The organism is Nonomuraea sp. B10E15 (assembly GCF_039871615.1).
Taxonomy (GTDB): Bacteria; Actinomycetota; Actinomycetes; order Streptosporangiales; family Streptosporangiaceae; genus Nonomuraea.
Window position 1 is genome coordinate 120,064 of sequence record NZ_JBDPMB010000017.1, and the last position, 12,902, is coordinate 132,965.

The window sequence follows — 12,902 nt, forward strand, 5'->3', positions numbered from 1 at the left end:
CATCAGCGCTAGGGACACCATCGGCATTTTTCTCATTTCAGCACGGCGGGACGCCGGTCGCCGAGCCGGTCATCCCGCCTGGCCCGACCATGTCACGGACGCCACGGCGTACGCGGCGCCGCGCCCGCAGGCCCGGGCGACGATCCTGCCGGCCTCGACGCGTACCGCGCACTCGGTGGCGTCGCCCGCCCCGGGGGTCGCGGCGGCCGTCGCGACGGCGGCGCGGTCGTCGAGGACGACGCGAAGGCCGGGCCGGTCGTCCGGCGCGAACACGCGGCGCAAGCACCCGGCCAGGTCACCGATCCTGAGCCGGACGAGCCGCCCCAGCTCGGCGGGATCGCCCGTCGTCACGGCCAGGGTGATCCGGTCGCCGGGACGGGCGGCGCGCACGGCCTCCTCGGCGGCGTCGAGCCGGCCGGTCCCGAGGAACACGATCACGCCGTCGCCGCCGAAGCCCGCCGGGCGGCCGGTGAGCAGATCGGGCAGCTCCGCAGGTGGATTCCAGGGGTCCCGGACGCGCTGGGCGGGGGCGACGAAGGGCAGGTGCGGCGGGTCCCACGTGTCGGCGAGGTCGAGGTCGGCCAGGTGCCCGCAGGCGCGCGCCACGTCGAAGGGGTCGCCGAACCCGGGAGCCGTGCCCGCGAGGTGGCCGGCGCCGTTCAGCAGGGTGAGGACGAGCTCGGCCAGGCGCACCCGCCTCGTGAGCCGCGGCGCACGCGACTCCAGGCAGAGAGCGAGCAGGAGGGCTTCCAGCTTGGTGACCTGAGCCATCGCGGTACGGCCTGGTTCGTCGTCGAACACGCCGTCCAGCGAGCGCGACTGCAGGCTCCCCCCGGCGGGCGTCTCGCCGGACCACGGCAGCCGTTCGAGCCAGACCCGGGCGAAGGCGGCCGCCGCCTCGCCGAGTGCCGGGGACGACGTGGCCTCGCCCACGTGTTCGACCGAGTCGACCAGGACCGCCAGGTAGAGGGCGCGCTTGCTCGGGAAGTTCGAGTAGACCGCGCCACGGGTCAGCTCGGCCCGCGCCGCGATCCGGTCGACCTTGGCGTCGGAGTATCCGTGCTCGGCGAACTCCTCCCTCGCCGCGGCCAGTACGGCGGCCCGTGTGCGCTCCTGCTGCTGCACCCGGGTCAGCCTGGCCATCGGGAGCCCTCCGCTCGGTTCATGCGGCGTAAGATACAACATCCGGATGGCTCCACCATCTGGACACCCGGCTTACGGCGTCAGGCCCGACTCCAGGTGGGCGAGCGATCGGTCGATCTCGGCGGGCCCGTCCATGCCGGGATCGTGCGCCCACTGCAGCCAGATCAGGGTCACGACCCCGAACACCGCGCCCATGGCGTCGCGCAACCGGGCGTCGCCGGCGTCGCATCCCGCCTTGCCCGCCAGGATCTCGGACGTCTCCCGCAGCAGGCCGGGGCTCTTGCGCAGGTTGGCGGCCACCAGTTCGGGCACCGTCGCCGCGAACACCTCCCGCGCGTGCCCCGCGGCGATCTCCTCGGCCGTCATCGAGCCGAACGCCGTACGGAACGCCCCGCGCAGCACGGTGACCGGCGGACCCGGCGGCTGCTCATGAAGAGCCTCGATGAGCGGCGGGAAGCGATCGAGCGTGACCACATCCTCCTTTGTCGGGAAATAACGGAAGAAGGTGGCGGGCGAGACTTCGGCGGCCTCGGCTATCTGATCGATGGTGGTGGCGTTGTAGCCGCGCTCGCGGAAGAGCCTGAACGCTTCTCGCAGGATCGTCTCCCTGGTCCTGGCCTTCTTGCGTTCGCGCAGCCCGCCGTTGCCCATGCCCGCACTGTACTCCCCCCTCATCTGACGGCTCACCCTCATCGCCGATGACGCGGCCACATGCGCGACTGCCGGAGCGGCCGCGTCATCAGCGTGGGCTCAGTAGGCGACGAATCCGTACAGCGCCAGGTGGTTGGACTTCGTGCCGCCCACCGTGTGATCGATGCTCGACGGCTGCACGGCGCCCTTGACGAACAGGTAGTCGATCTTGCGGGATCCCATGGTCGGCCGCGCTCCGTAGCCGGTCATGCCGAAGCCGCTCAGCGTCGAAGAAGCGATGTTCGTGCGATTCGCGTCGATGCCGATCACCCGGATCGTCGACGCGTTCATCAGGCGCGTGGCGTCCGCGCCGACATGGATGCCCGAGCTCGCGATGCCGGTGGTGCCCGCACCCGCGCAGGCGTTCGCTCCGTTCTGCTCAGGAAGGTGCATGGTCGCGGCGAAGACCGTCGTCCCCGTCTCCTTGATCGAGAAACGCGCCGCGATGGCGCTCGTGCGCTTCCACTTGTGGGTGTTGGCCGCGCTGTCGTCGTTGCTGGGAGGCTTGTACAGCGTGCACCCGGCTCCCCCGGCGTAGGGGGTGCCGGGCTTCAGCCAGCCCGCGCTCCAGTATTTCGAGATGTCGCCCGCCGCCAGGCTCAGCGTTCTGGTGTTGTAGATGATCGCGTTGGTCTGCTTCTTCTTCAGGTCGCCCAGCGACTGCTGGCTGCAGTGGTGCGAGCCGCCCCACGGCTGCGGGTCGTCCCAGGCCACGATCACTCCGTACGTGCCCGCCGGGTAGCCGAACTTCGCTGCGAGCTGGTTGGCGTACGCCGTGGCCTGTCCCGTGCCGCGTACCTGTTGCACGATCAGGAGGTCCGGCGCCCGCACGCCGGAGGTGCCCGTCCTGCCGCTGTCGTCGACCAGCATCGATGTGAGGTGGTCGGGGCCCGAGATCCGGGTGCACGAGCCGTCGGCGTTGTTTCTGATCAGGTTCTCGATGTTGTTGGTGTAGACCCGAAGGACCCTGCCGGCCGCGCCCGCGGACCCTTCGTGCGCCTGCGCGGCCGACGCCGGGGCTGCGGCTCCGACAAGTGCGGCCGCCGCCACGAACGCTAACGCGCCAGATGGTCGATACGTTGAGGCCATATTCGAACATTAACGCTGGGCCGCGGTGATGGGGAGCGTGTCAACGGGCGAGCGAGCCCCGCGCCGGACGCGTACAGCTCGGCGATCCGGACATGCGGCTCCTCGACTACGACGGGGGCTGCCGCTCACCCCGGCGAGCGCGGCCCAATCCTGGCACGCGTCGCCGCCCGCCGCGATCGGGCAGGCCCGCGTCCGCCGGTCGCAGCTGGCTCCGGCGCGACTGCAGGAACGCCGCGAGATCTCTGTCTCTGCGCATGTCCTGCCGCATTTCACCGAGCCAGGCTGATCAGTCTTTGCGTAGGCAAGGTCTGGGCCTGGGGGGCAGGCGTGGGGTGCTCCAGGCTGTCGGCGGGCGGCGCAACGGGCCGTCCGCAACCTTGGAGAAGTTGATGGCCTCACCCACGATCCCGCCAGAACGCCTGTCCGGGCGCCCGTCCGGCGTGGCCGAGGAATGACGGCGTCCATGCTGATCGCGCTCGGCCTTCGCGAGGAACGAGCGAACATGTCCCATGAGAATGGAGGAGAGCACTGATGATGGCTCACAGCGGTCGTGATGAGGCTCTGGAATGGGTGGCGGCCTTCCGATCCGCTGTGATCAGCCCTTACGAGCAGATCCAGCTGACACCGCCACGCGGTTCCCGCGATCAGACGGTACGGCAGACGTTGCTGCCGGCCGGTAGCGGCGAGCGGGTGCGTATCCGGCTGACCAACCGCTACGGCAGAGCACCGCTGACGATCGGCACGGTACATGGAGCACGAGGTGCTGTTCGGCGGCGCGGGAGAGGTGACGATCCCGCCGGGCGGCGAGGTGGTCAGCGACCCGGTGAACCTGACCATCGAGGCAGGCGTCGCCATCGTGCTGGACCTCTGCCTGCGGGGCGAGACAGAGCTCGCCACCTTCTCGCACCAGCCCATGGAGACGGCTTACGTCGCGTCTGGTGATCAGGCCGGCGCTCACGTCCTGAGCGGCGCCGAGCAGGTGCCCGCCCGCTTCTATGTCTCCGGTCTGGACGTGCCGGCTCCGGAGCGCACGGCGGTGATCGCGGTGGCGTTCGGTGACTCCTGGTTCGAGGGCGTGGGCACCACGATGGGCGCCAACCGGCGTTCGGTGGACGTGTTGAACGCCCGGCTGGAGCACGGCTGGGTGGTCAACCAGGGCATCGCGGGCAACCGGCTGTTGACCGACGAGGTGGGCGGGCACGGCTTGTCGCGTCTGGAACGCGATGTCCTGTCGGTGCCGGGAGCAACGCATGTCCTGGTGCACTTCGGCGTCAACGACCTGGGCCTGCCAGGCATGGCCGGACTCCCCCCGGCCACGGCGGAGGACCTGATCGCCGGATTCTCCGTTCTGGCTCGGCGCATCCGCGACCGAGGTCTGACGAGCCTGGCCGCCACCATCGGCCCGTTCGCCGGAGCGATCTATCCGGGGATCACCACGCCGGCGGGGCTGGACGCGCGCCGCCGGGTGAACGGGTGGATCCGGACCAGCGGCGTGTTCGATGCGGTCTTCGACGTCGCGCACGCCGTGCAGGACCCGGAAAATCCCGACTTCATCCGGCCAGAGTTCGACAGCGGAGACGGCATGCACCTCAACGATGCCGGCGCCCGCGCCATGGCCGAGGCGGTGGATGTGGCCACGCTCTCACTTCCACAAGATCTTGCCATCGCCAAGGTGACCGAGCCGGACGCCGGAGTGCGCTGTCGCTAGGACGGGATGGCGCCGAGCTGGCGCATCACCGAGAGGATGTCGACGACCGCCCAGGTCTCGGCGATCCGGCCGTCGGCGAAGCGGGCGATGATGATCTCGTTGTACGTGACGGACTTGCCGGTCGGAGCCACCCCCATGTACTCACCCCGGTGCGTCCCGGTCACCGTGTTCCTGGTGACGACCCGGTCCCCTTCGGCGATCACGTCCTCGACCTCGACGTGCAGGTCGGGGAAGGCCCGGTGAAGCACGGCGAGCACCTCCTTCAACGCTTCCGCCCCCTTCGCCTCCAGCGGCAGCGGGGTGCCGATCTGCACGTCCGGATCGACCATCTCGTCGATCGTCCTGGCGATGATCTCCGCATCGTCGGTGCTGACGGCTTCATGAAAACGTCGGAGCGTTGCCTTGTTACGTGTCACTTCGGTGGCTGACATACGTTCCCTCCTTGGGTTGATTTCTGGTGTTCGCCGCCGATCGCAGCGAGATGTGCCATGTGGCGCAGGTCACCAGCTGTAAGGGCCGAACCGTCCCCAGGCGACGAGCGCGGCGAGCACGAACAGGACCCCGGGCACCGGCAGCCCGGACAGCTCCCCGCGGCGGATGTGCAGGGCCAGCGCTCCCGCCATCATGATCGCCAGGCCGGTCCCGGCGACCGGCGTCAGGACGGGTGCGATTCCGGTGGCTGCCGGCACGACCAGCCCGATCGCGCCGAGCAACTCCAGCACGCCGATCGACCGCACCGACGCGGGGGAGAAATCCTCGATCCACGCATACTTGGGGACCAGCTTGTCCTTCGGCTGGATCAGCTTCGCCGCGCCGGACAGGGTGAAGACGGCGGCCGCGAAGGCCTGAACGATCCACAGGAACACGTTCATCGACGGGTCTCACCGGGTGTCGTGGGTGCGTGCCTGCTGCGCCGCTCCCGCGGGAGGGCGGAAAGGTTGTCGCTCATGGTGAGGAGACGAACGAGCAGCCGTCGAGGGGACAGGCCCCGCACCCGGCAGGATGCATTCCCGGACGTCGCGTCGGACGACGCGAGGTCCGAGCGCGGACCGATCAGGATTGGAGAAGCGCCGGCCTCCGGCCGTCGCCTAACGTGACCGTCGTGGCAGGAGCGCAGGACGACCACGCGTACGCTCAAGCCTGATCGAGCCAGGCGACGCAAGCCCAAGGCCGCGAGAGGCGGCCCGCCAGAGAGACGGAGACACGATGAGCATGACCACGAGGAACGACCCGCAGTCGCCTGCGCCGCACGCCGCCGACAGCCACGACGTGATCCGCGTGCACGGCGCACGCGTCAACAACCTGAAGGACGTCAGCGTCGAGATCCCGAAGCGCCGGCTGACGGTGTTCACCGGCGTCTCCGGCTCGGGCAAGAGCTCGCTGGTGTTCAGCACGATCGCCGCGGAGTCGCAGCGGCTGATCAACGAGACGTACAGCACCTTCGTGCAGGGCTTCATGCCGTCGCTGGCCAGGCCGGAGGTCGACGTCCTCGACGGACTGACCACCGCGATCATCGTCGACCAGCAGCGGATGGGCGCCGACCCCCGCTCCACCGTCGGCACCGCCACCGACGCCCACGCGATGTTGCGCATCCTCTACAGCCGGATCGGCGAGCCGCACATCGGCTCCCCCCAGGCCTTCTCCTTCAACGTCCCCACGGTCAGGGCGAGCGGCGCGATCACGGTCGAACGCGGCGACAACCGCAAGGCCCAGAAGGCGACGTACACGCGGATCGGCGGCATGTGCGGGCGCTGCGAAGGCCGCGGCACGGTCACCGATCTCGATCTCACCCAGCTCTACGACGACTCCAAGTCGCTCACCGAGGGCGCGTTCACCATCCCGGGATGGAAGTCCGACAGCTTCTGGACGGTACGCGTCTACGCCGAGTCCGGCTTCGTCGACCCCGACAAGCCGATCCGCGACTACACCAAGAAGGAACTGCAGGACTTCCTGTACAAGGAGCCGGTCAAGGTCAAGGTCGACGGCGTCAACCTGACGTACGAAGGCCTGATCCCGAAGATCCAGAAGTCGTTCCTGTCCAAGGACAGGGAGGCCATGCAACCGCACATCCGGGCGTTCGTGGACCGTGCGGTCACCTTCACCACCTGCCCCGAGTGCGACGGCACCCGGCTCAGCGAGGCCGCCCGCTCCTCGCGAATCAAGGGCGTCAACATCGCGGAAGCCTGCGCGATGCAGATCAGCGACCTGGCCGAATGGATCCGCGGCCTCGACCAGCCGTCGGTCGCGCCGCTGCTCGCCAAGCTGCTGCACACCCTCGACTCCTTCGTGGAGATCGGGCTGGGCTACCTCTCGCTCGAGCGGCCGGCGGGCACGCTGTCGGGCGGCGAGGCGCAGCGCACCAAGATGATCCGCCACCTCGGCTCCGCGCTCACCGACGTCACCTACGTCTTCGACGAGCCCACGATCGGCCTGCACCCTCACGACATCCAGCGGATGAACAACCTGCTGCTGCGGCTGCGCGACAAGGGCAACACCGTGCTCGTCGTCGAGCACAAGCCGGAGACGATCGCGATCGCCGAGCACGTCGTCGACCTCGGCCCCGGCGCCGGCACCGCGGGCGGCACCATCTGCTACGAGGGCACCGTCGACGGTTTGCGGGCCAGTGGCACCGTCACCGGTCGCCACCTGGACGACCGCGCCCAGCTCAAGACGTCGGTACGCACCCCGAAGGGCACGCTGGAGATCCGCGGCGCGGACCGCCACAACCTGCAGGACGTCGACGTCGACATCCCGCTCGGCGTCCTCTGCGTGGTCACCGGCGTCGCCGGCTCCGGCAAGAGCTCGCTGATCCACGGCTCCATCCCCGCCTCCGCGGGGGTCGTGTCGGTCGACCAGTCCCCCATCCGCGGCTCGCGGCGCAGCAACCCGGCGACGTACACCGGGCTGCTCGACCCGATCCGCAAGGCGTTCGCCAAGGCCAACGGCGTCAAGCCGGCGTTGTTCAGCGCCAACTCCGAGGGCGCCTGCCCCACCTGCAACGGCGCCGGCGTCATCTACACCGATCTCGGGATGATGTCCGGCGTCACCACCACGTGCGAGGAGTGCGAGGGCAGGCGCTTCGACGCGTCGGTGCTGGAATACCGCCTCGGGGGGCGCGACATCAGCGAGGTGCTGGCGATGCCGGTGACCGAGGCCGAGGAGTTCTTCGGCGCCGGTGAGGCCCGCACGCCCGCCGCGCACGCCATCCTCGGCCGGCTCGCCGACGTCGGGCTCGGCTACCTCAGCCTCGGCCAGCCGCTGACCACGCTGTCCGGCGGCGAGCGCCAGCGGCTGAAGCTGGCCACCCACATGGCCGACAAGGGCGGCGTCTACGTCCTCGACGAGCCCACCACCGGCCTGCACCTGGCCGACGTCGAGCAGTTGCTCGGCCTGCTCGACCGGCTCGTCGACGCCGGCAAGTCGGTCATCGTCATCGAGCACCACCAGGCGGTCATGGCGCACGCCGACTGGATCGTCGACCTCGGCCCCGGCGCCGGGCACGACGGCGGGCGGATCGTCTTCGAGGGCACCCCCGCCGACCTCGTCGCCGCCCGTTCCACCCTCACGGGCGAACACCTCGCGGCCTACGTCGGCGCGTGACCGCCGCGCCGGTCACGCGGTCTCCTCAGGCCGGTCGGGGCGCCTCAGCAGCCGGTCGGCCTGGTGGAGCACCTCTTCCAGGTACCGCCGTGCGGCGGCGGGGTCGGCCGGTGCGTCCGGGTCGATGAGCATGCGGTACATGGCCGCGCCCACGACCATGTCGATCACCGTGTCGATCCCCGGGTCGATCTCCGGGTCGATCTCCGGGTCGGCGTCGCCGTCCGGCCGCCCGTCGCGGCGGGCACGCTCGACGGCGGCGTGGATCGCCCGGCGGCGGGGCTCGATGTACTGCTCGCGGTAGGTGGCCAGGAGTGACGGCCGGGTGACGCTGGAACCGATGAGCTGGGCGAGGATCGCCCGGAAGCGGGCGTCGCCGAAGGTGCGCACCCAGGAGTCCATGAGCTGTTCGCCGGCCGGCTGCGCCGCCGCGACGGTGTCGGCCCAGACATCGGCCTCGGGGACGAGCGTGCGGGCCCGCTCGATCGCCTGGGTGAGCAGCTCCTCCTTCGACGACCAGCGCCGGTAGACGGTCACCTTGGCCACGCCGGCGCGCTTGGCGATCTGCTCGAAGTTCGCGCCTTCCAGGCCGCGCTCCACGAACAGCTCCAGCGCCGCCTTCATGATCGCCTCGTCCGCCTCGGGGTCGCGAGGCCTGCCCCGGGTGCGCCGCGTGGAGGTCATCCGAACTCCACCCGCCCCCATCGCGCGCCGGACGCCGCAGGAACGAAGCGGGGAGCGTGCCCGGGCCGCAGCCGCCAGCCGGGGGTGAGGACGGCCTCCATGTGCGCGCGCAACTCCCGCAGCCCCTCCTTGCCCGGCGTTCCCTGGGCGAACGCGGACAAGACCCTATCGGACTGGTAGCGGGTGTTGTCGTGGGCGAACAGCGGCACGACGCCGGTGTCGGAGGCCAGCAGGCTCTGGATGCGCCGGGCCGCCTCGATCTGGTGGACCGTGTCGGCCCCGCCGATGGTCATCTGGCGGACCTGGTCGACGGCCAGGTGGGGCAGCGTGTAGAGGGTGTCGCCCATGAACAGCACGCCGCCTTCGTCCATGCGCAGCAGCACGCACATGTGGCCGGGCGAGTGGCCAGGGGTGGGCAGCAGGATGATGCTGCCGTCGCCGAAGTGGTCCTGGCTGGCCGGGAAGGCGCCGAAGGCGCCGGAGTCGAAGGCCGGGAAGGAGAGGTTCTCCTTGACCAGGTCGAAGGAGTGCGGATAGAACACGCCGTGGTCCCAGTCGCGGCGGTCCAACACCACCGTCGCCCGGGGCAGGTGGCGCAGCCCTCCCGCGTGGTCGTCGTGGACGTGGGTGAGGAACACGGTGGTGACCTCGTCGGCGTCGTAGCCGAGCCGGGCCAGGCGGACCCGCAGGTCCTGCTCGGGGGTCATCTGATACTCGTCGCGCTCGCTCAGCAGGCGCGAGGTCATGTCGTAGTACCCGTCGTGATCGTGGGCCTGCTCCCTGTTGACGCCGGTGTCGACCAGCAGGAGCCCGTGCCGGGGGTGGTCGATGAGGTAGGCGTAGACCGGCACCGTGATCTGCGCCTTGTCCACCAGGGTGCGCACGTAGCCGTTCAGACCCTCCCAGCCGTCCAGGCCGCCGTAGAACTGGCCGTAGGTGACGACGGTGTCGCCGGTGTGGATCGGGAACACCCGCAGGGCACCGTCGTGGACCCGCGGCCGGGCCCCGGGAGCGCGTACGGCCGCCTGCCGCTGTTGCTCGCGCTGGGCCAGCATCTCGCGGCGCCGCCCTTCCACCCGGCTGACCGACAGCCCGCTCAGCACGCCCAGCACCAGCCCGGCACCGCCCAGGAGGAAGGCGCGTCTGGCCTGCCGGACGTGCGGGCCACTAGCCCTCCGGCGTCCGCGGAGCAGGGCGGCCGCCGCCCATCCCAGGCAGCCCGCGGCGGCGAGGGCCAGCAACACCGGCAGATCGGTGACGTAGTACACGACCGCGAGGTAGAGCCCCAGCGTGCCCAGACCGGCCGGAACCCCGAGGAACGCCAGCACCCGGCGCCGCGTGGACCGCCGGCCGAGCACGCGGGGCCACAGCAGCCCGATCACGGACACCGCCAGCAGCAGCCCGTAGACCAGCAGCAGCGGCGCCGGCACGTTCTTCAACCGCAGGATGACCAGCCAGGCCGCGCCGGCCGTGAGGGCAAGGACGAGTAACCCGACCTTGCCGAGGATCTTCATCATCGGGCCGCCTCTTTTCGTAAACGCATACGGATGCGTATACATAATAGGCCGAGCGGGATCGCCACGCGCGCCAGGAGGTCGCGAACCCTCAGCGAGGGCGGCGGAGCTGCCAGATGATCAGGGCGGGGGTGTCGTGGTAGGCGGCCGCGGCCGCCTCCGGGCACCACTGCTGGGCGAGCGGGCCGCCGTGCCCGCCGCGCAGCTCGCCCCACCGGGGTTCGTGGCAGGCCACGATCTCCAGCCCCGCCTCATGGATGGCGGCGATGTAGTCGCCGGCCAGGAACCGGCCGGCCGGCATCGCCCGCGGCCCGCCGTCCGGCCCGCCCACCTTGGCCACGCCGCCCAGGTAGAGCGAGAGCACGTGGATGTCCGACAGCACGACGTGGCCGCCGGGCTTGGCCACCCGGGAGAACTCCGCCAGCGCCGGCCCGAGGGCCGGCTGGTGGGTCAGCGCCAGCGCACAGACCACCAGGTCGAAGCTCGCGGAGCCGACCGGCAGGTCGTGCAGGTCCGCCTGGTGGAACGTGCCGTCCGGGACCTTGGCCCGGGCCAGGGCCAGCATCTCCGCCGACGAGTCCGTGCCGACGACCTCGTGCCCGAGCCGGGCCAGGAACGCGGCGTGCCTTCCCGTGCCACAGGCGACATCGAGGGCCCGGCCCGCCGGCAGCGTGGTGAGGATGCGCCGGACCTGCGGTTCCTCCACCGCGATCAGCGGGTTCTCCTCGGAGTCGTACCGATCGGCCCACTGCGCGTACCCCTCGACCGTGGTGGCGTGGCCGACGACGGTGCCCGCGCTCGACGCCAGGTCCCGGTCGGCGGCCAGCCTGCGGATCTCGGAGATCCGCGCCTTCACGAACTCCTCGTCGCCGAGGTCCCCGGCCTGGGCGCGCAGCAGCGCCACGCCTTCGAGCGCCAGCAGCCAGGCCAGCGGATGAGCGTACGAGGGCATGACGGGCATGGTAGGAAACACGGCCCGGCCGGAGCCACCCGATTTCCCCGGGCGTCGGCGTGGCGCCGCCGCCGGGGACGCGCCCGCCGAAATCCGTTCGCTCGCTCCATCGGACGCCCGTTAGTGTCACGCAGATGAGCGACGTACGCGTGCCCTTGCTCTGGCTCTCGGGGCCGACAGGCGTGGGGAAGTCCTCGGCCGGCTGGGAGCTCTTCGCGCAGCTGAGCCGGAGCGGCGTCAAGACCGCGTTCGTCGACGCCGACCAGATCAGCCTGTGCTATCCCATGCCGGAGGGCACGACGCATCACGTTCGTGCGAAGAACCTGGCCGCGATGTTGCCGAACTTCCTGGCGGAAGGCGTGCGATGTCTCGTCCTTGCCGGCTTCGTCCACACCGCCGAAGAGGTTCGCACGTACACCGACCTTCTTCCCGAGGCCGCGTTCACGCTGTGCCGGCTGCGCGTCGACAGCGCCGAGCTCAAGGAACGGTTCCTCGGGCGGGGGTGGCGCCCGGACCTGGTGGAGGACGCGCTCGCCGAGGCCGCGGCCCTGGAACGCAGCGACTACGCCGACGTGTGCGTGGACACCGGCGGGGTCACGGTGTCCGAGGCCGCCCGGCTGGTCCGTGAGCGGTCGGGGGGATGGCCAGGTGTCCTTCCCGCCGCGACGCCCGAGAGTTCCGTCGCCCGGCGGAGCCGTCCGCCTGCTCTCCGAGGGGACGCCGCGCCGTTCCCCGTGCTGTGGCTCTGCGGTGCCACGGCGGTGGGAAAGTCGACGGTCGGGTACGAGATCTTCCGGCAGATCCACGAAACCGGTGTGCGAGCCGCCTATGCCGATGTGCAGCAGATCGGTGCGCTGCGTCCCCACATGGACGGCCATGACCTCAAGGCGCGTAACCTCGCGGCCGTCTGGAGCGGATATCGCGCGATGGGCGCCCGGTGCCTGGTCGTCTCCGGGGAGGCCGACTCCGACGACGTCGTCCGTGGCTACGGCCAGTCGCTGCCCGGAGCGGCCTTGACCGTGTGCCGCCTGCACGCCGGACCGGCGACGCTGGCCGGGCGGGTCGCGCAGCGTGGCCGGGGCGGCGGGCCGGCCATACCGGGTGACGAGCTGCGAGGGCTGGGCTCCGACTCCCTGCACCGCATCGCCGAACGGGCGGCGCGCGAGGCCGAGCTGCTCGACCGTGCCGGGGCAGGTCAGCTGCGCGTCGAGACCGACGGCCGGCCAGTCGGCGAGGTGGCCGCGGACGTACGCGTACGCAGCGGTGGTTGGCCCTTCCTCTCCGGCTGACCGACGTCATCGCACAGGGCGATCCTCCCGACGCGGACACGGAAGGCGCTTCGTCATGTTCGAGTCCCTCGGGTCGAGCGCGGACCGGCGGTCAGTGCGTCGCGGGGTTCTGTGACCTCGGGGCGCTTCGAAGATCGCTTCCCGGAGGACCGGTGCTCGTTTCCCCGATTCGCGAGGTTCTGATCGTCAGGTGTCCCGCGCGGGTCCGTCACCTGGGCCCGGCCCCGATCTGACCC

11 protein-coding genes and 1 pseudogene are annotated in these 12,902 nt (G+C 70.7%); 3 read left to right on the forward strand and 9 right to left on the reverse strand.

What is annotated here, in order from left to right; all coding sequences use genetic code 11:
* Positions 1–69 precede the first annotated feature (69 nt).
* The 4 genes and pseudogenes from ABGB14_RS35415 to ABGB14_RS35430 form a co-directional block, all read right to left on the reverse strand.
* Positions 70–1,143: a TetR/AcrR family transcriptional regulator gene (locus ABGB14_RS35415; protein ID WP_347648204.1), complete on the reverse strand. Its 1,074-nt coding sequence runs from the start codon at positions 1,141–1,143 to the stop codon at positions 70–72.
* Between the two features lie 72 nt (positions 1,144–1,215).
* Complete coding sequence (locus ABGB14_RS35420; protein WP_347648205.1) at positions 1,216–1,818, reverse strand: TetR family transcriptional regulator; 603 nt, start codon at positions 1,816–1,818, stop codon at positions 1,216–1,218.
* 75 nt (positions 1,819–1,893) lie between these two features.
* Positions 1,894–2,922, reverse strand: a complete 1,029-nt coding sequence (locus ABGB14_RS35425) for a hypothetical protein (protein ID WP_347648206.1) — start codon at positions 2,920–2,922, stop codon at positions 1,894–1,896.
* A gap of 139 nt (positions 2,923–3,061) precedes the next feature.
* Positions 3,062–3,190 (reverse strand): annotated as a pseudogene (locus ABGB14_RS35430) (transcriptional regulator); the annotation flags it as partial.
* 480 nt (positions 3,191–3,670) lie between these two features.
* Here ABGB14_RS35430 and ABGB14_RS35435 point away from each other — a divergent pair.
* Positions 3,671–4,630: a GDSL-type esterase/lipase family protein gene (locus ABGB14_RS35435; RefSeq protein ID WP_347648208.1), complete on the forward strand. Its 960-nt coding sequence runs from the start codon at positions 3,671–3,673 to the stop codon at positions 4,628–4,630.
* On the opposite strand, the gene ABGB14_RS35440 is transcribed toward ABGB14_RS35435, so the two are convergent.
* Together ABGB14_RS35440 and ABGB14_RS35445 are read right to left on the reverse strand one after the other, a co-directional pair.
* Positions 4,627–5,061 carry an ester cyclase gene (locus ABGB14_RS35440; RefSeq protein ID WP_347648209.1) on the reverse strand — a complete coding sequence of 145 codons (435 nt, stop codon included), beginning with the start codon at positions 5,059–5,061 and terminating at the stop codon, positions 4,627–4,629. The two genes, ABGB14_RS35435 and ABGB14_RS35440, sit on opposite strands and share 4 nt — an antisense overlap.
* 69 nt (positions 5,062–5,130) lie before the next feature.
* Positions 5,131–5,502: a DoxX family protein gene (locus tag ABGB14_RS35445; RefSeq protein WP_347648210.1), complete on the reverse strand. Its 372-nt coding sequence runs from the start codon at positions 5,500–5,502 to the stop codon at positions 5,131–5,133.
* Positions 5,503–5,836: 334 nt separating this feature from the next.
* Here ABGB14_RS35445 and ABGB14_RS35450 point away from each other — a divergent pair, with 334 nt between their 5' ends.
* Complete coding sequence (locus ABGB14_RS35450) at positions 5,837–8,230, forward strand: excinuclease ABC subunit UvrA (RefSeq protein ID WP_347648211.1); 2,394 nt, start codon at positions 5,837–5,839, stop codon at positions 8,228–8,230.
* Between the two features lie 12 nt (positions 8,231–8,242).
* On the opposite strand, the gene ABGB14_RS35455 is transcribed toward ABGB14_RS35450, so the two are convergent.
* From ABGB14_RS35455 to ABGB14_RS35465, 3 genes are all read right to left on the reverse strand, one after another.
* Complete coding sequence (locus ABGB14_RS35455; protein WP_347648212.1) at positions 8,243–8,911, reverse strand: TetR/AcrR family transcriptional regulator; 669 nt, start codon at positions 8,909–8,911, stop codon at positions 8,243–8,245.
* The gene (locus tag ABGB14_RS35460; RefSeq protein ID WP_347648213.1) at positions 8,908–10,428 is read right to left on the reverse strand and encodes an N-acyl homoserine lactonase family protein; all 1,521 of its coding nucleotides are present in this window, start codon (positions 10,426–10,428) and stop codon (positions 8,908–8,910) included. Before ABGB14_RS35460 ends, ABGB14_RS35455 begins: the two co-directional genes overlap by 4 nt.
* Before the next feature lie 88 nt (positions 10,429–10,516).
* Positions 10,517–11,377, reverse strand: a complete 861-nt coding sequence (locus ABGB14_RS35465; RefSeq protein WP_347648214.1) for a class I SAM-dependent methyltransferase — start codon at positions 11,375–11,377, stop codon at positions 10,517–10,519.
* 134 nt (positions 11,378–11,511) lie between these two features.
* Here ABGB14_RS35465 and ABGB14_RS35470 point away from each other — a divergent pair, with 134 nt between their 5' ends.
* The gene (locus ABGB14_RS35470; protein WP_347648215.1) at positions 11,512–12,666 is read left to right on the forward strand and encodes a hypothetical protein; all 1,155 of its coding nucleotides are present in this window, start codon (positions 11,512–11,514) and stop codon (positions 12,664–12,666) included.
* Positions 12,667–12,902: the final 236 nt, after the last annotated feature.